A 20786-nucleotide genomic window follows, 5' to 3' on the forward strand; every position below is an offset into this window, starting at 1 on the left:
ATAACACTTTTGAATCTTTCAACATGATTAAAATGAATAGGAAATTAGCAAGAAAACTAAAAACCCTACAGGAGAGAACAATGATCGAAACCATTACACATGGTGCGGAGTGGTTCATCGGGTTATTCCAGAAAGGCGGAGAGGTGTTTACCGGTATGGTGACAGGTATTCTTCCGCTACTGATAAGCCTGCTGGTTATCATGAATGCGCTCATCAATTTTATCGGCCAGCAGCGTATTGAGCGTTTTGCCCAACGTTGCGCCGGAAATCCGCTATCTCGTTACCTGCTTTTACCGTGTATCGGGACGTTTGTTTTTTGTAATCCGATGACCCTGAGTCTGGGACGCTTTATGCCGGAGAAGTACAAGCCGAGCTATTACGCGGCGGCCTCCTATAGCTGTCACTCCATGAACGGTCTGTTTCCGCATATCAATCCCGGCGAACTGTTTGTTTATCTGGGTATCGCCAGCGGACTCACCACGTTAGGGCTTCCTCTCGGCCCGCTCGCGGTGAGCTATCTGCTGGTAGGTCTGGTGACGAACTTCTTCCGCGGTTGGGTAACCGATCTCACCACCGCTATTTTTGAGAAAAAAATGGGGATTCAACTTGAGCAGAAAGTTCATCTGACAGGAGCGGTATCATGACACGGGTTCGTATTGAGAAAGGCGCCGGCGGCTGGGGCGGCCCGCTTGAACTGGACGTTACGCCAGGCAAAAAGATCGTCTATATCACAGCCGGTACGCGCCCGGCGATCGTCGACAAACTGGCGCAACTAACAGGCTGGCAAGCGGTGGACGGCTTTAAAGAAGGCGAACCGCCGGAAGCGGAGATCGGCGCGGCCATTATCGACTGCGGCGGTACGCTGCGCTGCGGTATCTATCCGAAACGCCGGATTCCAACCATTAATATTCACTCGACGGGTAAGTCCGGCCCACTGGCGCAGTATATTGTTGAGGATATTTATGTCTCCGGCGTAAAAGAAGAAAACATTACTCTTGTCGGCGAAACGCCTGCCAGTCCTCAGCCTGCCAAAACGACATCAGGACGTGACTACGACACCAGCAAAAAAATCACCGAACAGAGTGACGGGCTGCTGGCAAAAGTCGGTATGGGAATGGGCTCCGCCGTGGCGGTACTGTTCCAGTCCGGTCGCGACACCATTGATACGGTCCTGAAAACAATCCTGCCGTTTATGGCGTTCGTTTCGGCGCTGATCGGCATCATTATGGCCTCAGGTCTTGGCGACTGGATCGCCCACGGCCTGGCGCCATTAGCCAGCCATCCACTGGGGCTAGTGACGCTGGCATTGATCTGCTCTTTCCCACTGCTGTCGCCCTTTCTCGGCCCTGGCGCGGTTATCGCTCAGGTCATTGGCGTCCTGATTGGCGTTCAGATAGGCCTGGGCAATATCCCCCCGCATCTGGCGCTTCCCGCCCTGTTCGCGATTAACGCGCAGGCGGCCTGCGACTTTATCCCGGTCGGCCTGTCGCTGGCGGAAGCGAAACAAGACACCGTTCGCGTCGGCGTACCTTCTGTGCTGGTCGGACGCTTCCTGACTGGCGCGCCCACGGTACTTATCGCCTGGTTTGTTTCCGGCTTTATCTATCAATAAGAGGTTCAGACATGAGCGTGATTTATCAAACCACCATCACCCGTATCGGCCAGAGCGCGAAGGAGGCGCTCGGCGAACAGATGCTGATTACGTTTCGGGAAGGCGCGCCGGCGGATATCGAAGAATTTTGCTTCATCCATTGTCATGGCGAACTGACCGGCGCGCTGCAGCCTGGCGCGCGGTGTGAATTGGGCCAACATTGCTATCCGGTCACGGCGGTCGGCAGCGTAGCCGAGCAAAACCTGCGTGAACTGGGGCATATCACTTTGCGCTTCGATGGTCTGCGCGAAGCGGAATTTCCCGGCACCGTACACGTTGCGGGGCCTGTACCGGACGATATCGCGCCGGGCTGTATTTTGACGTTTGTCGCTTAAGGAGAAAAAACATGAATCAAGTTGCCGTTGTCATTGGCGGAGGCCAGACCCTGGGGGCATTCCTTTGCCGTGGGCTTGCAGAAGAAGGATACCGCGTGGCGGTGGTTGATATTCAAAGCGATAAAGCCGCGAATGTCGCCCAGGAAATTAACGCCGATTTTGGCGAAGGTATGGCGTACGGTTTTGGTGCCGACGCCACCAGCGAGCAGAGCGTGCTGGCGCTGTCCCGCGGCGTAGACGAGATTTTCGGGCGCGTCGATCTGCTGGTTTACAGCGCGGGTATCGCCAAAGCGGCGTTTATCAGCGATTTCCAGTTGGGCGATTTTGACCGCTCGCTACAGGTGAATCTGGTGGGCTATTTCCTCTGCGCCCGGGAGTTTTCCCGCCTGATGATCCGCGACGGCATTCAGGGGCGCATTATTCAGATTAACTCTAAATCCGGCAAAGTGGGCAGTAAACACAACTCCGGCTACAGCGCGGCGAAATTCGGCGGCGTGGGGTTAACCCAGTCTCTGGCGCTGGATCTGGCGGAATACGGCATTACCGTACACTCGTTGATGCTCGGCAACCTGTTGAAATCGCCAATGTTCCAGTCACTGCTGCCGCAATACGCCACTAAACTGGGCATTAAGCCCGACGAGGTGGAGCAGTATTACATTGATAAGGTACCGCTCAAACGCGGGTGTGATTATCAGGATGTGCTGAACATGCTGCTATTTTATGCCAGCCCGAAAGCGTCTTATTGCACCGGGCAGTCGATCAACGTAACCGGCGGTCAAGTGATGTTCTGACCGTGAATTGCCGGATGGCGCCGTAAGCCGGATAAGACGGTTACGCCGCCATCAGGCAAAACAACAGGAGCACATTATGGTTTCCACTCTGATTACCGTCGCCGTTATCGCCTGGTGTGCACAACTGGCGCTGGGCGGCTGGCAGATTTCCCGCTTTAATCGGGCTTTCGATAAACTTAGCCAACAGGGACGGGTCGGCGTCGGGCGCTCCGGCGGGCGTTTTAAGCCCCGGGTGGTGGTTGCCGTGGCGCTGGACGAACAGCAGCGGGTGACGGACACTTTATTGATGAAAGGCCTTACGGTATTCGCCAGACCGGTTAAAATTGCCGCAATGCAAGGAAAACATTTGCATGAATTACAGCCTGATGTGATCTTTCCCCATGATTCGCTCGCGCAGAATGCACTATCATTGGCGCTTAAACTGAAACATGGGTAATTTCGTTGTGAATGCGTATAGCTTGCGAAATTATCATTTTGCAACCAATACCCTAAATAATTCGAGTTGCAGGAAGGCGGCGACGCAGTGAATCCCAGGAGCGTACATCAGTACGTGACCGGGGTGAGCGAGGAAAGCCAACGCACATGCAGCGTGAAGTATGACGGGTAAATACATAAGTCAGGGTAATCACGCCTATGAAACCTCGTCAGCGTCAGGCCGCGATTCTGGAGCACCTGCAAAAACAGGGAAAATGCTCGGTTGAAGAACTGGCCCAGTACTTTGACACGACAGGCACCACTATCCGTAAAGATCTGGTCATTCTGGAAAATGCCGGAACCGTCATCCGCACCTATGGCGGCGTGGTGTTGAATAAAGAAGAGTCCGATCCGCCTATTGATCACAAAACGCTTATCAACACCCACAAAAAAGCGCTGATAGCCGCAGCCGCCGTAAAATATATCCATGATGGCGATTCCATTATTCTGGACGCCGGAAGTACCGTGTTACAGATGGTGCCGCTGCTTTCGCGTTTTAGCAACATCACGGTGATGACCAACAGCCTCCATATTGTCAACGCGCTATCGGAACTGGACAACGAACAAACTATCCTGATGCCCGGCGGTACCTTCCGTAAAAAATCGGCGTCGTTTCACGGTCAACTGGCGGAAAACGCCTTTGAGCAATTCAGCTTTGATAAACTTTTCATGGGAACTGACGGTATTGACCTGAACGTCGGTGTGACCACATTCAATGAGGTTTACACCGTCAGTAAGGCAATGTGCAATGCAGCACGCGAGGTGATTCTGATGGCGGACTCCTCAAAATTTGGTCGTAAAAGCCCCAATGTGGTATGCAGTCTGGAAAGTGTCGACAAACTGATCACGGACGCGGGGATCGATCCGGCATTTCGTCAGGCGCTGGAAGCAAAAGGGATTGAAGTAATCATAACCGGAGAAAGCAATGAGTAATGCACTACTAAACGCGGGCCGTCAGACCTTAATGCTGGAGCTACAGGAAGCCAGCCGTCTGCCGGAGCGTCTGGGCGATGATTTTGTCCGTGCCGCCAATATCATTATTCACTGTGAAGGCAAAGTGATCGTTTCCGGCATTGGCAAGTCAGGTCATATTGGTAAAAAAATCGCCGCGACGCTTGCCAGTACCGGTACTCCCGCTTTTTTTGTTCATCCGGCGGAAGCACTGCATGGCGATCTGGGGATGATTGAAAGCCGCGACGTGATGTTATTTATCTCCTATTCCGGCGGCGCAAAAGAACTCGACCTCATCATCCCGCGTCTGGAAGATAAATCCGTCGCGCTGCTGGCGATGACCGGTAAACCTCACTCTCCGCTGGGGCGAGCGGCAAAAGCCGTTCTGGATATTTCCGTCGAGCGTGAAGCCTGCCCGATGCATCTGGCACCAACGTCCAGTACCGTCAATACGCTGATGATGGGCGATGCGCTGGCGATGGCGGTCATGCAGGCGCGCGGTTTTAACGAAGAAGATTTCGCCCGTTCGCATCCGGCTGGCGCACTGGGCGCGCGTTTGCTCAATAATGTGCATCACCTGATGCGCCAGGGCGATGCAATACCGCAGGTGATGCTCGCCACCAGCGTGATGGATGCCATGCTGGAACTTAGCCGTACCGGGCTGGGGCTGGTGGCGGTTTGCGATGAGCAACATGTTGTGAAAGGCGTCTTTACCGACGGCGACCTGCGTCGCTGGCTGGTGGGCGGCGGCGCGCTCACCACGCCGGTAAGCGAAGCCATGACGCCCAACGGTATTACGCTCCAGGCGCAAAGCCGCGCCATTGACGCCAAAGAGCTCCTGATGAAACGCAAAATTACCGCCGCGCCGGTGGTCGATGAAAACGGCAAACTCACCGGTGCCATTAACCTGCAGGATTTCTACCAGGCGGGGATTATCTAATCCTTCAATCCCAGACGCTTCGCCAGCCGATGCAGGTTGGCGACGTCGGTTTCCAGCGCCCGCGCGCTGGCCGCCCAGTTATGATTATTTTGCGCCAGCGCCTGGCGAATCATCTCTCGCTGGAAGTTCTCCGTCGATTCGCGCAAATTGCGGCAAGTCGGCAGCGCCAGAAAGCTTTCCGCAGGCGGCGCGGGTAAAACGTCCTCTGACAAGGCAAAATGCTGCGCCTCCAGTACCACCTCATCCCCTGCCCGGGTCGCTCTCGCCAGTACAACCGCACGGTGAATGGCATGTTCCAGCTCCCGGACGTTGCCCGGCCAGCCATAGTTGAGCAAATGGCGGCGCGCGCCGGGACTCAGCACCACGCGGGACAGCCCCAGCCGCAGTCGGCACTGCTCGCAAAAATAGCCCGCCAGCAGCACCACATCATCGCCGCGCTCGCGCAGCGGTGGCACAAAGAGCGGGAAAACGCTCAGGCGATGGAACAGATCGGCGCGAAAGCGCCCCGCCAGCACCTCTTCACGCAGGTCACGGTTGGTCGCCGCCAACACCCGCACATCCACGCGCAGGCTACGATCGTCACCGACGCGCTGAATATCGCCATACTGCAACACGCGAAGTAGTTTGGCCTGTAGCGCCAGCGACAGTTCACCAATCTCATCCAGAAACAGCGTACCGTTATCTGCCATTTCGAACTTTCCGCTACGGTGGCTGATAGCCCCGGTAAAAGCCCCTTTTACATGGCCAAACAACTCGCTCTCCGCCACGCTTTCCGGCAGCGCGGCGCAGTTGAGATAGACCAGCGGATTGACCGCTCTGGGGGAGCCCTTGTGAATAGCTTTCGCCACCAGCTCTTTACCGGTCCCCGTTTCACCGCCGATCAGCACGTTAAGATCGGAGCCCGCCACAATCTCGATCTCTTTTTTCAACTGCGTCATCGCCGGCGACAGGCCGATCATGTGCGTCTCTTTTATCGGCTCAAACACGTCTGACGACCCCGGCAGCATGTTCTGGCTTTCCAGTTGTTCAATTAACAGCGCATTACTCAATGCCCCGGCGGCCAGCGCGGCGACAAGCCGTAGTTCTTCATCGCTAAATACCTCGAACTGCTCCGGCGTCATAGCATCAAGGGTCAGCGCACCGATGAGGTTCTGTCCGGCAAACAGCGGCAGACCAACACAGGCGTGGACTTTCAGGCTTTCCTGTCCGGGAATTAACCCGTCATACGGATCGGGTAAATCGCTATCAGCCGGAAAACGCACCACGTCCCCCGCGCGGGCGATGGCTTCCAGGCGCGGATGGCCTTCCAGGGTAAAACGTCTGCCGAGGACGTCCTGCGCCAGGCCATCAATCGCCAGTGGAATAAATTGTCGTGATTCATAGCGCAGCAGCGCCGAGGCGTCACACGCCAGCACCTGACGCAGCGTAGTAATCAGCCGCTGAAAACGATCCTGATGCCCAATACCGCGTTGTAACTCAATGGCGATGCCCGCCAATACCTCCACGGAAAAACTCATGATTACCTCATTGTCATTTTGACAACCTATAGTGTCATATTGACAGCATCATTTATAGTCTTTTTGACTATACCAAAAATACAAATTATTATAAATCCATATAAATCAATAAGATGTAAAATTGGCACGCTACCTGCAATAAGCAAAACAACTTTTTGCAAACATTGAATGAATTGAGGTGGTTATGTCTATTCTGGTTAAAAATAATATTCATTGGGTTGGCCAGCGCGACTGGGAAGTACGTAATTTTCACGGCACTGAATACAAAACTCTGCGCGGCAGCAGCTATAACAGCTATCTCATTCGTGAAGAAAAGAATGTGCTGATCGATACCGTCGATCATAAGTTTAGCCGTGAGTTTGTGCAAAACCTGCGCAGTGAAATCGACCTCGCGGATATCGACTACATCATCATTAACCATGCCGAAGAAGACCATGCGGGCGCGCTGACCGAACTGATGGCGCAGATCCCGGACACACCTATCTATTGTACCGCCAACGCCATTGATTCTATCAACGGCCATCACCATCACCCGGAATGGAATTTTAAGGTGGTGAAAACCGGCGATACGCTGGATATCGGCAACGGCAAGCAGTTGATCTTCGTGGAAACGCCGATGCTGCACTGGCCGGACAGCATGATGACCTATATGACCGGCGACGCGGTGTTATTCAGCAACGACGCCTTTGGTCAGCACTACTGCGACGAGCGCCTGTTCAATGATGAAGTGGACCAAACCGAACTGTTTGAACAATGCCAGCGCTACTACGCCAATATCCTGACGCCGTTCAGCCGTCTGGTAACGCCAAAAATTACCGAAATCCTCGGCTTCAATCTGCCGGTGGATATGATTGCCACCTCACACGGCGTGGTATGGCGCGACAACCCAACGCAAATCGTGGAACTGTATCTGAAATGGGCGGCAGATTATCAGGAAGATCGTATCACTATTTTCTACGATACCATGTCGAACAATACTCGCATGATGGCGGATGCCATCGCACAGGGTATCAATGAAGTGGACCCCAACGTGGCGGTAAAAATCTTTAACGTCGCCCGCAGCGATAAAAATGAAATATTGACCAACGTCTTCCGTTCGAAAGGCGTGCTGGTCGGCACTTCTACCATGAACAACGTGATGATGCCGAAAATCGCTGGTCTGGTGGAAGAGATGACCGGCCTGCGCTTTCGCAACAAACGCGCCAGCGCCTTCGGTTCTCATGGCTGGAGCGGCGGCGCGGTGGATCGACTGTCCACGCGCTTACAGGATGCCGGTTTTGAAATGTCCCTGAGCCTGAAAGCGAAATGGCGTCCGGATCTGGATGCGCTGGAGCTGTGCCGTCAGCATGGTCGCGACATCGCGCGTCAGTGGGCGCTTGCTCCGCTGCCGGAAACCACACAGAAAACCGCGCCAGTCGAAGAAACCACAACCTGCGCCGCCGCAGACCTCGGCCCTAAAATGCAATGCAGCGTATGCCAGTGGATTTACGACCCTGCGCAGGGCGAGCCGTTGCAGGATGTCGCGCCGGGTACGCCGTGGAGCGACGTGCCGGATAACTTCCTGTGCCCGGAATGTTCATTAGGTAAAGACGTGTTCGACGTACTGGCGACGGAGGCAAAATGAGTCGGGGGATCATCATTATTGGGTCGGGCTTCGCCGCCCGCCAGCTCGTCAAAAATATCCGTAAACAAGATGCGCATGTGCCGTTAACTCTGATTGCGGCAGACAGCATGGATGAGTACAACAAGCCCGATCTCAGCTACGTTATCAGCCAGTCGCAGCGCGCCGATGATCTCACCCGCCAGTTAGCGGGGGAATTTGCTGAACAGTTTAATCTGCGACTGTTCCCGCATACCTGGGTTGCTGACATTGATGCCGATGCCCATGTGGTGAAAAGTCAGGATAAGCAGTGGCAGTACGACAAGCTGGTACTGGCAACCGGGGCGACAGCCTTTGTGCCGCCGATTGCAGGACGTGAGTTAATGCTTACTTTGAATAGCCAGCAGGAGTACCGCGCCTGTGAGACACAACTGCGCGACGCGCAGCGAGTGCTGATTGTCGGCGGCGGTCTCATTGGCAGTGAATTAGCGATGGATTTCTGCCGCGCCGGAAAAACGGTAACGCTGATGGATAACGCCGCCAGCCTTCTCGCCTCACTGATGCCACCGGAAGTGAGTAGTCGCTTACAGCATCACCTGACCGATATGGGGGTGCATCTGCTGCTGAAATCGCAGTTGCAAAAACTGGAGAAAACCGAAGCCGGTATCCGCGCTACGCTGGTAAGCCAGCATAGTATTGAGGTCGATGCGGTGATTGCCGCCACCGGCTTACGCCCGGAAACCGCTCTGGCGCGCCGCGCCGGAGTAGCCGTCAACCGCGGCGTCTGCGTGGATAGCTATCTACAGACCAGTCACCCGGATATTTATGCGATCGGCGATTGCGCGGAAATCAACGGTCAGGTGCTGCCCTTCCTGCAACCGATCCAGTTAAGCGCGATGTACCTGGCGAAAAATCTGTTTGGCGGCAACGCGCCGCTGAAGCTACCGGCGATGCTGGTCAAAGTCAAAACGCCGGAACTGCCGCTGCATCTGGCGGGAGAGACTCAGCGCCGCGATTTGAGCTGGCAGATTACCGCAGAATCTGACGGTATGATTGCCAAAGGCATGAGCGGAGAAGGCCAACTACGCGCCTTTGTGGTGAGTGAAGACCGCATGAAAGAGGCCTTTGCACTGCTGAAAACGTTGTCCGTATAAGCCTGTGATGCCGGATGGCGCCGCTTCGCGTCTTATCCGGCCTACGAGTGAGCATCTATTTACAGGCCGGATAAGGCGCAGCCGCCATCCGGCGCCCTACACTTCACTTAACGCTCGCGCTGCGGCAATCACGCCCTGTCCAAACGACAGCCCGCCGTCGCCCGCTGGTAACCGCTGCGGAAATAACAATTTAAAATCAGAAAGATAAAAGGCAAGACGCGCGCGCAGTAAGCGGTTGTGTATCACCCCGCCGCTGAAGACCAGAGTGGTTATCCCCCGCGCCGTAGCCTGCTGGCGCATTAGCGTGGCAAACCCGCACGCCAGCGCATCATGAAAAGCCCAGGCGCGTTGCGCGGGCGTGGCCTGCCAGTTCAACCATTGCCGCCAGAAAACGGCGACGTCCAGTTGAGCGCCGTTAAGCGGCATCGTTACCGGATGCTCAACGTTAGCGCATTGAGAGGCCAACGCCTCCAGCGCGCAGGCGGCCTCGCCCTCATAGCTAAGCGATGCTGGCGCGCAGCGAAGCGCGGCAGCCACCGCGTCAAACAACCGCCCGCTGGAAGAGGCCAACGGGGCATTGACGCCGCGCTCAATGGCGCGCGCCAGGACATTCCAGTTTTGCTGTTGCAGCCCCGCTGTCTCCGGGTAATCCTGCCAGTCCGGCACAAAGCGCAGGCACTGCGCTAACAGATTACGCCACGGCTGTTTGGCAGCCAGATCGCCTCCCGGCAGCGCCACGGCGGGTAAACCACCTAAATGTTCGCATTCGCGATAATTGACCCGCAGACATTCTCCGCCCCATAGCGCACCATTCTCACCCATGCCGATACCGTCTACCGTCAGGGCAATCACCTCTCCGCCGTCCAGCGGCCAACCATGCTCGGCCAGGCAAGCCGCCGCATGGGCATGATGGTGTAGCACCGTCTCTGTCGGCAGACGCATCTCACTGGCCCACTGACTGGAAACATAGCCCGGATGCGCATCACAGACGATACGCTCTGGGGTAAAATCGTAAATTGACTGGATCAGACGCAATGCCTCGCGCCACTGCGCCTGGATACCGTCATCGCTGAGATCGCCCAAATGCTGGCTGACAACCGCCTGTTCGCCGCGTACCAGACAGAACGTGTTTTTCAGATCCGCGCCCAGACAAAGTATCGGCGGCACATCGCGAAATCCAGGCGGCAACGCAATCGCGTCCGGCACGTATCCCCGCGAACGACGCAGCATTTCGCCGCTGTCGCGCACGACAGAGTCGTCCATACGCTGTACAATGTCGCGATTGTGCAACAGAAAACCATCGGCAATATCGTGTAAATCGTCCAGCGCCTGTTCGTTGGTGATGGCGGGCGGTCTGCCGCTCAGGTTGCCGGATGTCATCACCAGCGGGTAATTGAGCGCCTGCAACAAGAGATGTTGCAATGGGTTGGCTGGCAGCATCACGCCCACTTCCGTAAGTCCTGGCGCGATGCCCTCACCCAGCGAAGGCACATACTGCTTATCCACCAGCACAATCGGGGCCGCTGGCGTGGTCAGCAGCGAACGCGCCGCGCTCGGCAGCGTTTGCGCCGTGGGCAACATCACCGCCAATGGTTTCGCCGGGCGATGTTTACGCGCCCGCAGCATCGCCACTGCGTTATCGTTGCGCGCATCGCAGGCCAGATGAAAACCACCCAGCCCTTTAACGGCAATAATGCCTCCGGCGTTCAGTTGGGCGACCGCCGCCTGCAAAGCCGCCTCTTTTTCCGCTCGTTCATGTTGGCTCCGCCACTCAAGATGCGGCCCGCATGACGGACAGGCAACGGGCTGGGCATGAAAACGGCGATCGTACGGATCGCGGTATTCGCTGTCGCATTCCGGACACAAGGGAAACGCCGCCATCACCGTAAATGGTCGGTCATAGGGCATAGCGCGAATAATGGTAAAGCGTGGTCCGCAGTGGGTGCAATTGATGAAAGGATAACGGTAGCGCCGCTCGCCTGGGGTATTCATCTCGGCAAGACATGCCGGGCAGGTCGCCGCATCCGGCACGATTTGCGTGTTCATCGCACCGCCTGCGCTCTGACGAATGGCGAAATCCGTCGGTGCGCGCTCCCATACCAACGACGCGTGTTCAACGCTGTCAATGCGCGCCAGCGGCGGGCAATCCTGATAGAGCGCGGCAATAAATTGCGACGGCTCTTCCAGCAGCCGAACGACGACGCCGTCGCCGTCATTACACACGTCGCCGTGTAATCGCAACTGCTGCGCCAGCTGCCAGACAAAAGGACGAAAACCGACGCCCTGTACTTTGCCCCGAATGCGTAGCTGTACGCCGGAAGGTGTGTCTATCGCCATCTTATTTTCCCGCCATCATCGAACCCGGATGCCTGATGGCGCGACGCTTATCAGGCCTACAACCGCACGGACCGTAGACCGGATAAGGCATTGATGCCGCCATCCGGCAATGCTTTGTGGCGTATTCTACGCGCAATCGCAGAAATCAGAAAAACAGCGATGCCGTTGAATCCAGCGCCGCACGACGGCGTTTTTCCGCGCTTAGCTGTTCGAGCTTATTGCGGTCCACGCAGATGAGGGCGTGCGTTGGGCAAGCGGCCATACAGGCCGGACCGGCTTCACGGTGGTGACACAGATCGCACTTGTTGGCTTCGGCTTTTTCGGCACGCACGTTCAGCCCCGCGCCGCTATTGCGAACCACCGGACGTACCACCACTTCCATGGCGCCGTAAGGACATGCCACTACGCAAGTTTTACAGCCAATGCAGCGTTCCTGCATCACATGAACAAAGCCTTTGTCACGGCTGATGGCGCCATTCGGGCAAACGTTGGCACACGGCGCATCTTCACACTGACGACACAGCGTTGCCGTGGAAACGTTCACGCCTTTGATGACATGGATACGAGGTAAAAAGGTTTCAGGGGTCAGCGATGCGCAATCCTGATTTTCCTGATGGGATACGACGCAAGCCACTTCACAGGTACGGCAACCAATGCACTTACTCGCGTCTGCAATGATGAAACGGTTCATCAAATTCTCCAGCAATAACAGATGATGTGCCGATATATACACGAATCGTGCCAATTTTTATTTCATTGTTATTTAAGAATATTATTTCTATTTTCGTGAGCATTTACGTGTCATCGTCACAAGTGTCGATGACACGTAATGTCGCCAGTGGTGGTCAAGATTTGCAGTGATAGCCAGCCAACTCTGCACCGCAACTGGCATCAATCCTGATTAACACCTGGCAATACGTTACCGCGTATTAAACAGCGCTGCGTAAGGGAAAGATCGTCCGTTTGCGGATGCCTTCCGGCAATAGGTTTGATAATTAATTTACGGCCAGGATAGTGATTAAAACGGGTCAGCGCCGGATAACTCAACCGGCCAAACCAGCCGTGTACGCACTGCCAGCGGGCGTCCTTCACCTGATATAAATTGGTTATCCAGTAGCCTGAGTCAAACTGCATATCCAACAGTTGCGTACGCCCATTGCCCTGTAAATCAAGCAAATCATCGACGCCAGTATCGCTGGCGGTATAAAACCCCCACGGTTCAAAGACGCAGGGGCGGCCATTATTGAGAAAGGTGAAAATGATGTATTGCGCGCTCGGCGCCAGGCCTAACCCAGGATTGCCCAACCAGATAACCAGATCCTGAATGCCATTACGATCGAGGTCAGCGCGATAAAATTGCGCATTACCCGCCACATTAATCAGCATTCCCACCGGGACAACCCACGAATTACCGGCGCTGTCTTTTCCGCTAATCCGCCATTCGTTATCTTTTTTCGGCTCCGGCAGTAGCGTCACGCCACTGACTCCGACCTGGCGAAAATGCCAGGTCTGGTCGGGCGATACAGAATAAGGCAGGGTCAACAGCGGCTTCAGCGCACGCTTTTGCGCATATTCACCGTCGCTCATCGGCAGGTAACCGACAAAATCGGTGGCCAGTGCGCGCGCGGCGATGCAGAAAAATAGCAATCCGCACCATACGATAATCTTCACGTCCTTCTTACAACCTTTGCCGGGTAACACAAATTCTCCCTAAATATGTGCGCATTTTACGCCTCCGGCGCTTCCAGCGCGGCAAATCCGCCATTTCCCTGCCAGCTTTCCAGGCGCTGATAGACGATGTTTACCGCGTCCTTAATCGGTTGAGTCATCGGATAATAAAACCCGACGATATCCGGCTGGATACCAAGAAAAATCACCTCGCCGACATCCTCTTTGAGCTGATCGATAAGGTAGTTCAGCGGCATATTGTGGGTGGTCATCATAAACATTTCGGCGATATCATCCGGATCGATAATGCGGATCTCGCCCGGATTAAGTCCCATGTCGGTGGCGTCGACAATCAACAGACGCTGCGGGCGCACTTCGCGAATCGCCACAATGTCGTTTTCCGGCGCGCTGCCGCCATCAATCACCACCCAATTACCCTTCGGCTGCGCCGCGCACATTTCCGCCAGTAACGGGCCTGCGCCGTCGTCGCCCATCATGCTGTTGCCGACACAGAGTAAAACGTCAGTCACGAAGCCTCCTCACCATCAGGTAGATGGCGCTTTCCTGATGAATGTCATGCAGCATACTGAGCATCAGTTTGCTCCATTCTTGCTGCTGCGGGGTCTGCGCGGCGCGCGCCTCATCAAACGCGCGCGCCAGCATCTGCACATGGTTGAAATCGATGACGATCTCGCCATACTTCGGCACGCCTTCCATTTTACGCCGGGCATCGCTACCGGCTTCCAGGGTGGCGATCCACGCCAGATACTCATCCCATGGGCAGGTGAGCGCGGCCTCCAGACAATCGATGACCCCCAGGTGGTGACCAATCGCCAGGCTGTAATAGACAACCTGCTGCGCCTCGGCAGGCGTCGCATCGTTCTCATCAATAAACTTACGGCTCAGTTGACTGAACACCACCTGTTCGCTCATCGGATACGCGCCTCTTCAACAACATGATTAAGATGGGTGACAATTTCGGTTAAACGCGGATCGTTTTCCGCTTCCAGCCAGCGCGCTACTTGCTGCTCGCCCTGCCCCAACTGTGTCAGGTAATCATCGGCGATCTGACGACCATAGCGATAACCCGCCAGCCGGCGCGCCGCGCGATCCACCTTCACGCGCAGCGGCTGCACCATATCCGGATGCAGGATCTCTGCGGGCTGATCGTCCAACTCACCCGGCGCGCGGGCGTGGATTTTCTGCTCCAGCAGGCCAAGCGCCATCGCAAAGCCATACAGCGTGGCGGCAGGCGTTGGCGGGCAGCCTGGAATGTACACATCCACCGGGACGATTTTGTCGGTACCGCCCCACACGCAGTAGAGATCGTGGAAGATGCCGCCGCTGTTGCCGCAGGCGCCGTAAGAGATACAAATTTTCGGGTCCGGCGCCGACTGCCAGGCGCGCAGCGCCGGAGAGCGCATGGCGCGGGTCACTGCGCCGGTAAACAGCAGAATATCGGCATGACGCGGCGACGGTACCACTTTGATACCGAAACGCTCGGCATCAAACAGCGGCGAAAGCGTTGCAAAGATTTCGATTTCACAGCCGTTACAGCCGCCGCAGTCCACGCGGTAAACGTATGCCGAACGCTTAATATTTTTCAGTAGAGACGCTTTCATGCTGGCGATGGATTCATCCACCGTCATCGGTACCGGAATGCCGTTGGCGTCACGCGGGCCTAATAAATTGCTCATTAGCTGACCTCTTTCATATGGCGAGTCAGTTCAATACGGTCGGACGGCACCAGGCATTTCTGACGCTTACAGTCCGGGCAGGTCTCAAAGCTTTCGCGGTGGTTTTCCGCGCGGCTGTCGCCGTTGTGCGCAAGCAGCGCAATGGCGTAGTCGATTTCTTTCTGTACCGCGAAAGGACGATTGCACACGCGGCAGTTGCACAGCGCAAAGCGGGACTGTTGCAGGAAATCTTCTTTCTTCCACACCGCCAGTTCGTACTCTTGCGACAGTTTAATCGCCGCCGTCGGGCACACCTCTTCGCAGCGACCGCAGAAGATACAGCGGCCAAGATTGAACTGCCACGCCAGCTCATTGGTCGCAAGATCGGTTTCCACCGTCAGCGCGTTCGACGGGCAGGCATTAACGCAGGCGGCGCAGCCGATGCACTGCTGCGGATTATGTTCCGGCTTGCCGCGGAAGTTTTTATCAACCGCAATCGGCTCCAGCGGATAAGACGAGGTCGCCGTGCCGGTTTTGATAACTTTTTTGATAAAGGTAAACATGGCGATTCCTTATTTCAGCGGCGAGTTTTTACGCTCAATGCTGTAGCGCTCAAGTTCTTTGTACGGCACGACTTTGCTCTTCTTCTTACGCACATCGACCACGGTCATCCGGTCGGTACAGGAGTAGCACGGGTCGAGGCTGCCGATAATCAGCGGCGCGTCGGAGACGGTGTTGCCGCGCAGCATATAGCGCAGCGTCGGCCAGTTGGCGTAGGTCGCCGCACGGCAGCGCCAGCGGTACAGCTTCTGGTTGTCGCCGGTCATGCTCCAGTGGATATCGTCACCACGCGGCGCTTCAGCGAAGCCGAGCGCAAAACGGTGCGGAATATAGGTAAAGCCTTCCACCATCAGCGGGCCACCCGGTAGATTATCCAGACCGAAATCGATCATATTCAGCGAGGTGTAGACTTCGTTGATACGGACTTTCAGACGAGAAATGACGTCGCAACCCTGCTCGCTATGTACTTCCATCGGCAGCAGACCGTAACCGACAAACGGGTGGTCGGCGCGGGTGTCGCGGGCGTGGCCACTGGCGCGCACCATCGGGCCGACATTACTGAAGTCGCGGGCAATTTCCGGGTCCAGACGACCGATACCCACGGTACGCTGTTCCATATTCGGCGTGCTCAGCAGCATGTCCACCAGCTCCTGCACGTCACGACGCATCTGCTGCGCCAGTTGACGGGTCTGGATCATGTCCTCTTTGAGCAGATCGCGGCGAATCCCGCCGATCAGGTTCAGGCCGTAGGTTTTACGCGCCCCGGTCAGTATCTCTGCCATTTTCATGGAGGTTTCACGCACGCGGAAGAACTGCATAAAGCCGGAGTCAAAGCCGGTAAAGTGGCAGGCCAGGCCGAGGTTGAGCAGATGCGAGTGCAGACGTTCCACTTCCAGCAGAATAGCGCGAATCATTTGCGCACGTTCCGGCACCTGAATGCCCATCGCGTTTTCCACGGAAGTGGTGTAGGCGGTGCTGTGGGCGAAGCCGCAGATACCACACACGCGATCCGACAGGAAGGTGACTTCGTTATAACCCATGCGGGTTTCCGCCAGTTTTTCCATACCGCGGTGGACATAGAACAGACGGTAGTCGGCGTCGATGATGTTCTCGCCGTCAACAAACAGACGGAAGTGTCCCGGCTCATCGGAGGTCACGTGCAGCGGGCCAATCGGCACCACATTATTTTTCTTGTCGCCCAGTTCGTTGATGAACTCGTAGGTTTCCGCATCGGTGGTCGGCGCCGGGCGCTGACGATAATCCATACTGTCTTTACGCAGCGGATAGAGTTCATCCGGCCAGTCGTCCGGCAGCACCAGACGGCGCTCGTCCGGCAGACCGACCGGGATTAAACCGTACATGTCGCGTACTTCGCGCTCACCCCACACGGCAGCCGGCACGCGCGGCGTAACGGATGGGAATTCCAGCTTATTGGCATCCACTTCAACGCGGACGGTGATCCAGCACTTGGTGCCCTGCTCCATCGACAGCACGTAATAAACGGCATAGTGGCCGCACAACTGGCGTTCGTCATTACCGAACAGCACCGACAACCACCCACCCTGCTGGTAGTAAAGAAACTCCACCACTTCCGGCAGATAGTTCACTTTTACCGTAATAGTCAGCTGATCTTTGGTCTGCCAGGCTTCGTCCAGCACGACGCCCGGAAAGGCCTGGTGCAGCGCCGCAAGGTATTGTTGACCTAATTTTTCTTCAGACATGCTCAAACTCTCTTAAATCACGCCGCCAGCAAGGAGACGAAGGCTAAAAACGCAAACCCAAAACCGGCCCAGGTCACGCGTGAAGTGGCGCAAAAACGCAGTCGCGCCATGCTGTTTTCAAACAGGGCGATCACCAGTACGCCGACAATCAGCTTGACGACGGCAATCACCAGCGCCAGCAACAGTCCGCCTACGCTGAAGGTTTCCATCTGTCCCCACGGCAGAAACACGCCGACGAACATTTGCAGCACCACCAGTTGCTTAAGGCTGATGCCCCATTTCAGCACCGCAAAGCCGCTACCGCTGTATTCGGTCAACGGCCCTTCCTGCAACTCCTGCTCCGCTTCCGCCAGGTCGAACGGTAGCTTGCCCATTTCGATAAAGGTGGCGAAGGCGCAGGCGCACAGCGCCAGAATCAGCGGAATACTGCGCGCGACAGGCCAGTGATAAATGGTATCGGCGATATTGCTGATATGAGTTGAACCCGCCACCTGCGCAGCAACCCACAGACCCAGCAGCAGAATCGGCTCCACCAGCACGCCGAGCATCGCTTCACGGCTGGCGCCGATCGCGGTGAACGGGCTGCCGGTATCCAGGCCTGCAATAGAGAAGAAGAAGCGCGCGATGGCGAACAGGTAAATCAGGGTGATTAAATCACCCAGTTGCGGCAACGGAGATCCAACGGTGACGACCGGCAGCGCGGTGGCGATAGTCAGCATCACGCCGACCATCACAAACGGCGTCAGGCGAAAAACCCAGCCGGAATCCGCGGGCGCAATACTCTGACGACCGAGCAGTTTGATAATGTCGCGGTACTCCTGCAACACGCCCGGCCCTCGGCGATTGTGTAGACGGGCGCGCGCCACGCGAGTAATACCGGACAGCAATGGCGCAACGGCAAATAGCACCAGCGCCTGAATTAACGGATAAAACACACTCATTTTCAGGCTCCTCGTGAAACCACAATCACCACCAGCACCGCCAGCTCAATCAGCGCCAGACGACGGAACAGCACCGCGGCCGCCGCGTTCTGCCAGCCCGGCACCAGCGATACCGGGTTAAGCCATTTACGCAGTTTAAGTACCGGGGCAAAGGCCTCTTTCACCGGCATGGCGAAACCGTGCGCGGTAATCACCATCGACTGCTCATGGTCGTAGCCACACACCCAGGCCGCGCCGCGAGAACGCGACGGCAGACGGTTGCCTTTGAACATCACCATAATGATGAACGGCAGTAGCGGACAGGCGACCAACAGCAGCGTGATCATCGGCTGCGATACGGTGGTGTGCGCGGTTTCCAGCGGCAACGGTACCGCAGTGGAAATCATCGGCAGCAGCCACGGCGCGGCAACCCCGCCCAGTACACAGCAAATCGCCAATGCCACCACGCTGACGCCCATCAGGATCGGCGCGCAGCTGGCATTTTCAGCTTCCTTCGTGCGCGGCGCGCCAAGGAACGTCACGCCATACACTTTCGCCATACACATCACCGCCAGCGCGCCGGTAATCGCCAGGCCAACCGCCAGCAGCGGTCCTAACAGACGACCAACAAACGCGCCGCTGTTGCCCAGTTTGAAGAAGGACTGGTAAATCACCCACTCGCCGGCAAAGCCGTTCAGCGGCGGCAACGCCGCCATCGCCATCAGACCGACCAGCATGGCGATAGAAATAACCGGCATCCGTTTACCAATACCGCCCAGTTTTTCGATATCGCGATGACCGGTACGGAACCAGATGCTGCCCGCGCCCAGAAACAGCACGCTTTTGAACAGGCTATGGTTCAGCAGGTGATAGAGCCCGCCGGTCAGACCCAGCGCGATCAGTACCGGCTGATTGAGAGCAATCCCGGTAACGCCTGCGCCCAGACCGAGCAAAATGATGCCGATATTTTCCAGCGTGTGATAGGCCAGCAGGCGCTGAATGTTATGCTCCATCAGCGCGTACAAACCACCGACAAAGGCGGTGATCATCCCAAGCACCAACAGCGCCACGCCCCACCACAGCGGCGCATTGCCGCCAAGCAGAGATAGCGTGAGAATGCCCAGCAGCCCGATTTTCATCACCACGGTCGAGAACAGCGCGGCGGCGGGAGCGCTGGCGTTGGCGTGCGCCTGCGGCACCCAACCGTGTAGCGGGATAATCCCGGCCAGCAGACCAAAACCGATAACGCCGAGCAGCCAGATATCGGAGCCCAGCGGCAGTTGCTGAGCGCGTTGATCCAGCAGCCCCAGATCCAGCGTGCCGTAGCGCTGCCACACCAGCCAGCAGGCGATTGCCAGCAGCAGCGTACCGAGACGGCCCAGCGCAAACCACAGTTTGCCCTCTTTGCTACCGCCGGTGAGGAACACGGCGCAGAGCGCCATGATTTCCGCCATCACCACCATCGTCCCCAGATTACTGGCGACCACGGCGCAGACGGCTGCCGCCATTAGCAGGTTGACCAACAGTCCGTTGGCTTTTACCTGTGGATGGCGATGCCAGTCGATATTGAACAGGCTGACGAACAGACCGCACAGCCCCAGCGTAATCAGCCAGATAGCATTCAGCGGCGTAATTTGCAGCATGTGACCGGTAAACGGCATCACGCCGCTCACCGTAACGGCGCTGGTCAGTGCGGTGAACCCCGCGCCAGCCGTACACAGGCTGCCGACCGCGCCGCCGATACCGGCAATCCAGCCGCTCAGCGCTTTATGAAACGAAAACAGAAACGCCAGAACGGCGGCGGCGGCAAACCACGCGACGCCGCTAGTAATCAGTGAAAGTGAACTCATTATGCATCCCCACTCTGAGCCTGCTGAAACAAGGTGAGATCGCCAAAATCGGTATTAAACGTCAGCTCACGTTTACGTTTGCTGGCGCGGGCGATGTCCGTGTTATCCACCAGGTGTAGCGCTTTAGTCGGGCACATCCGCACACAGGCCGGGCCTTGCTCGTCAAAGCTGCACAGGTCGCATTTCACCGCGATAGCGCGTACGCCCGGCACCCAGTCGAGCAACGTACTGACGCGCGCAGGCGCTGGCGGCGCGGGCGGCGCTTTCGGCGTATTGGCGTTCGCCGGAATATGCAGCGGGCGGCTGCCGGAAAACTCAATAGCGCCAAACGGACAGGCAATACCGCACAGTTTGCAGCTCACGCACAGGCTTTCATTAAGCTGGACAGCGCCGTCAACGCGATTAATCGCGTTAACCGGGCATACCGTGGCGCATGGCGCATCTTCACAGTGGTGACAAAGCTGCGGCGCAGATTCTTTTTCATTCAGCATCACTTTCAGGCGCGGCATTGACTGCAGGCCATGCTGGCGATGCGTCTCTGAACAGGCGGCCTCACAGGTGTGGCAGCCGATACAGAGAGTGGAGTCAGCAATTACAAAACGATTCACCAGGCATTCCTCAGGTGATTGTCATTTTTGAC

Annotated in this window: 21 protein-coding genes; 9 read left to right on the forward strand and 12 right to left on the reverse strand. The window is 56.5% G+C overall.

The window, feature by feature from the left end; translation table 11 throughout:
- The first annotated feature begins 80 nt into the window (after positions 1-80).
- The 7 genes from srlA (at position 81) to gutQ (ending at position 5142) form a co-directional block, all read left to right on the forward strand.
- The gene (srlA, locus tag ACLD11_RS06960) at positions 81-644 is read left to right on the forward strand and encodes a PTS glucitol/sorbitol transporter subunit IIC (RefSeq protein WP_000573333.1); all 564 of its coding nucleotides are present in this window, start codon (positions 81-83) and stop codon (positions 642-644) included.
- Positions 641-1612 carry a PTS glucitol/sorbitol transporter subunit IIB gene (locus ACLD11_RS06965; RefSeq protein ID WP_183060269.1) on the forward strand — a complete coding sequence of 324 codons (972 nt, stop codon included), beginning with the start codon at positions 641-643 and terminating at the stop codon, positions 1610-1612. Before srlA ends, ACLD11_RS06965 begins: the two co-directional genes overlap by 4 nt.
- A gap of 11 nt (positions 1613-1623) precedes the next feature.
- A complete protein-coding gene (srlB, locus tag ACLD11_RS06970; RefSeq protein WP_000111553.1) occupies positions 1624-1986 on the forward strand; it encodes a PTS glucitol/sorbitol transporter subunit IIA in 363 nt (120 codons plus the stop codon).
- A gap of 11 nt (positions 1987-1997) precedes the next feature.
- Entirely contained in the window at positions 1998-2777 is a 780-nt protein-coding gene (gene srlD, locus ACLD11_RS06975; protein WP_001077372.1) for a sorbitol-6-phosphate dehydrogenase, read from the forward strand.
- Between the two features lie 76 nt (positions 2778-2853).
- On the forward strand, positions 2854-3213 hold the full coding sequence (gene gutM, locus ACLD11_RS06980; RefSeq protein ID WP_000255198.1) for a transcriptional regulator GutM: 360 nt from the start codon (positions 2854-2856) through the stop codon (positions 3211-3213).
- 197 nt (positions 3214-3410) lie between these two features.
- Positions 3411-4184 (forward strand): glucitol operon DNA-binding transcriptional repressor SrlR, encoded by a 774-nt coding sequence (gene srlR, locus ACLD11_RS06985; protein ID WP_183060267.1) that lies wholly within the window; start codon positions 3411-3413, stop codon positions 4182-4184.
- Complete coding sequence (gene gutQ / locus ACLD11_RS06990; protein WP_411014708.1) at positions 4177-5142, forward strand: arabinose-5-phosphate isomerase GutQ; 966 nt, start codon at positions 4177-4179, stop codon at positions 5140-5142. Before srlR ends, gutQ begins: the two co-directional genes overlap by 8 nt.
- Here the strand turns inward: gutQ and norR are convergent.
- Positions 5139-6659: a nitric oxide reductase transcriptional regulator NorR gene (norR, locus tag ACLD11_RS06995; RefSeq protein WP_411014709.1), complete on the reverse strand. Its 1521-nt coding sequence runs from the start codon at positions 6657-6659 to the stop codon at positions 5139-5141. The genes gutQ and norR overlap by 4 nt on opposite strands.
- Before the next feature lie 184 nt (positions 6660-6843).
- On the opposite strand from norR, the gene norV reads away from it, so the two are divergent.
- Together norV and norW are read left to right on the forward strand one after the other, a co-directional pair.
- Positions 6844-8283 carry an anaerobic nitric oxide reductase flavorubredoxin gene (gene norV, locus ACLD11_RS07000; RefSeq protein ID WP_411014710.1) on the forward strand — a complete coding sequence of 480 codons (1440 nt, stop codon included), beginning with the start codon at positions 6844-6846 and terminating at the stop codon, positions 8281-8283.
- Positions 8280-9413, forward strand: a complete 1134-nt coding sequence (norW, locus tag ACLD11_RS07005; RefSeq protein WP_411014711.1) for an NADH:flavorubredoxin reductase NorW — start codon at positions 8280-8282, stop codon at positions 9411-9413. Before norV ends, norW begins: the two co-directional genes overlap by 4 nt.
- A gap of 96 nt (positions 9414-9509) precedes the next feature.
- Here the strand turns inward: norW and hypF are convergent, their stop codons facing one another.
- The 11 genes from hypF to hycB all read right to left on the reverse strand — a co-directional run bounded on the left by hypF (position 9510) and on the right by hycB (position 20754).
- Positions 9510-11750: a carbamoyltransferase HypF gene (gene hypF / locus ACLD11_RS07010; protein ID WP_411014712.1), complete on the reverse strand. Its 2241-nt coding sequence runs from the start codon at positions 11748-11750 to the stop codon at positions 9510-9512.
- Between the two features lie 145 nt (positions 11751-11895).
- Positions 11896-12441, reverse strand: a complete 546-nt coding sequence (gene hydN, locus ACLD11_RS07015; protein WP_411014713.1) for an electron transport protein HydN — start codon at positions 12439-12441, stop codon at positions 11896-11898.
- Positions 12442-12641: 200 nt separating this feature from the next.
- Positions 12642-13451 carry a hypothetical protein gene (locus tag ACLD11_RS07020; protein WP_411014714.1) on the reverse strand — a complete coding sequence of 270 codons (810 nt, stop codon included), beginning with the start codon at positions 13449-13451 and terminating at the stop codon, positions 12642-12644.
- A 26-nt stretch (positions 13452-13477) separates the two neighbouring features.
- Positions 13478-13948, reverse strand: a complete 471-nt coding sequence (gene hycI, locus ACLD11_RS07025) for a hydrogenase maturation peptidase HycI (protein WP_411014715.1) — start codon at positions 13946-13948, stop codon at positions 13478-13480.
- Positions 13941-14351, reverse strand: coding sequence for a formate hydrogenlyase maturation HycH family protein (locus ACLD11_RS07030; protein ID WP_000003725.1), 411 nt, complete (start codon positions 14349-14351; stop codon positions 13941-13943). Before ACLD11_RS07030 ends, hycI begins: the two co-directional genes overlap by 8 nt.
- Positions 14348-15115, reverse strand: coding sequence for a formate hydrogenlyase subunit HycG (hycG, locus tag ACLD11_RS07035; protein WP_000067419.1), 768 nt, complete (start codon positions 15113-15115; stop codon positions 14348-14350). Before hycG ends, ACLD11_RS07030 begins: the two co-directional genes overlap by 4 nt.
- On the reverse strand, positions 15115-15657 hold the full coding sequence (hycF, locus tag ACLD11_RS07040) for a formate hydrogenlyase subunit HycF (RefSeq protein WP_000493767.1): 543 nt from the start codon (positions 15655-15657) through the stop codon (positions 15115-15117). The genes hycG and hycF overlap by 1 nt, the downstream gene beginning before the upstream one ends.
- A gap of 9 nt (positions 15658-15666) precedes the next feature.
- Entirely contained in the window at positions 15667-17376 is a 1710-nt protein-coding gene (gene hycE / locus ACLD11_RS07045; protein WP_001288155.1) for a formate hydrogenlyase subunit HycE, read from the reverse strand.
- 17 nt (positions 17377-17393) lie between these two features.
- Entirely contained in the window at positions 17394-18317 is a 924-nt protein-coding gene (locus tag ACLD11_RS07050; protein WP_411014716.1) for a respiratory chain complex I subunit 1 family protein, read from the reverse strand.
- Positions 18318-18319: 2 nt separating this feature from the next.
- Positions 18320-20146: a formate hydrogenlyase subunit 3 gene (hycC, locus tag ACLD11_RS07055; RefSeq protein WP_411014717.1), complete on the reverse strand. Its 1827-nt coding sequence runs from the start codon at positions 20144-20146 to the stop codon at positions 18320-18322.
- Entirely contained in the window at positions 20146-20754 is a 609-nt protein-coding gene (hycB, locus tag ACLD11_RS07060) for a formate hydrogenlyase subunit HycB (protein ID WP_001079163.1), read from the reverse strand. Before hycB ends, hycC begins: the two co-directional genes overlap by 1 nt.
- Positions 20755-20786 lie beyond the last annotated feature (32 nt).

This window comes from Salmonella sp. 741265116_PST, from assembly GCF_046567715.1.
GTDB classification, from domain to species: domain Bacteria; phylum Pseudomonadota; class Gammaproteobacteria; order Enterobacterales; family Enterobacteriaceae; genus Salmonella; species Salmonella enterica.

Coding starts and splice junctions, on each gene's coding strand:
- hypF (WP_411014712.1), bottom strand. CDS start 11,750: ATGGCGATAGACACACCTTCCGGCGTACAGCTACGCATTCGGGGCAAA.
- hycG (WP_000067419.1), bottom strand. CDS start 15,115: ATGAGCAATTTATTAGGCCCGCGTGACGCCAACGGCATTCCGGTACCG.
- ACLD11_RS07050 (WP_411014716.1), bottom strand. CDS start 18,317: ATGAGTGTGTTTTATCCGTTAATTCAGGCGCTGGTGCTATTTGCCGTT.
- srlB (WP_000111553.1), top strand. CDS start 1,624: ATGAGCGTGATTTATCAAACCACCATCACCCGTATCGGCCAGAGCGCG.
- hycF (WP_000493767.1), bottom strand. CDS start 15,657: ATGTTTACCTTTATCAAAAAAGTTATCAAAACCGGCACGGCGACCTCG.
- norR (WP_411014709.1), bottom strand. CDS start 6,659: ATGAGTTTTTCCGTGGAGGTATTGGCGGGCATCGCCATTGAGTTACAA.
- ACLD11_RS07030 (WP_000003725.1), bottom strand. CDS start 14,351: ATGAGCGAACAGGTGGTGTTCAGTCAACTGAGCCGTAAGTTTATTGAT.
- hycC (WP_411014717.1), bottom strand. CDS start 20,146: ATGAGTTCACTTTCACTGATTACTAGCGGCGTCGCGTGGTTTGCCGCC.
- gutQ (WP_411014708.1), top strand. CDS start 4,177: ATGAGTAATGCACTACTAAACGCGGGCCGTCAGACCTTAATGCTGGAG.
- norV (WP_411014710.1), top strand. CDS start 6,844: ATGTCTATTCTGGTTAAAAATAATATTCATTGGGTTGGCCAGCGCGAC.
- gutM (WP_000255198.1), top strand. CDS start 2,854: ATGGTTTCCACTCTGATTACCGTCGCCGTTATCGCCTGGTGTGCACAA.
- srlR (WP_183060267.1), top strand. CDS start 3,411: ATGAAACCTCGTCAGCGTCAGGCCGCGATTCTGGAGCACCTGCAAAAA.
- hycE (WP_001288155.1), bottom strand. CDS start 17,376: ATGTCTGAAGAAAAATTAGGTCAACAATACCTTGCGGCGCTGCACCAG.
- srlD (WP_001077372.1), top strand. CDS start 1,998: ATGAATCAAGTTGCCGTTGTCATTGGCGGAGGCCAGACCCTGGGGGCA.
- hydN (WP_411014713.1), bottom strand. CDS start 12,441: ATGAACCGTTTCATCATTGCAGACGCGAGTAAGTGCATTGGTTGCCGT.
- srlA (WP_000573333.1), top strand. CDS start 81: ATGATCGAAACCATTACACATGGTGCGGAGTGGTTCATCGGGTTATTC.
- ACLD11_RS06965 (WP_183060269.1), top strand. CDS start 641: ATGACACGGGTTCGTATTGAGAAAGGCGCCGGCGGCTGGGGCGGCCCG.
- norW (WP_411014711.1), top strand. CDS start 8,280: ATGAGTCGGGGGATCATCATTATTGGGTCGGGCTTCGCCGCCCGCCAG.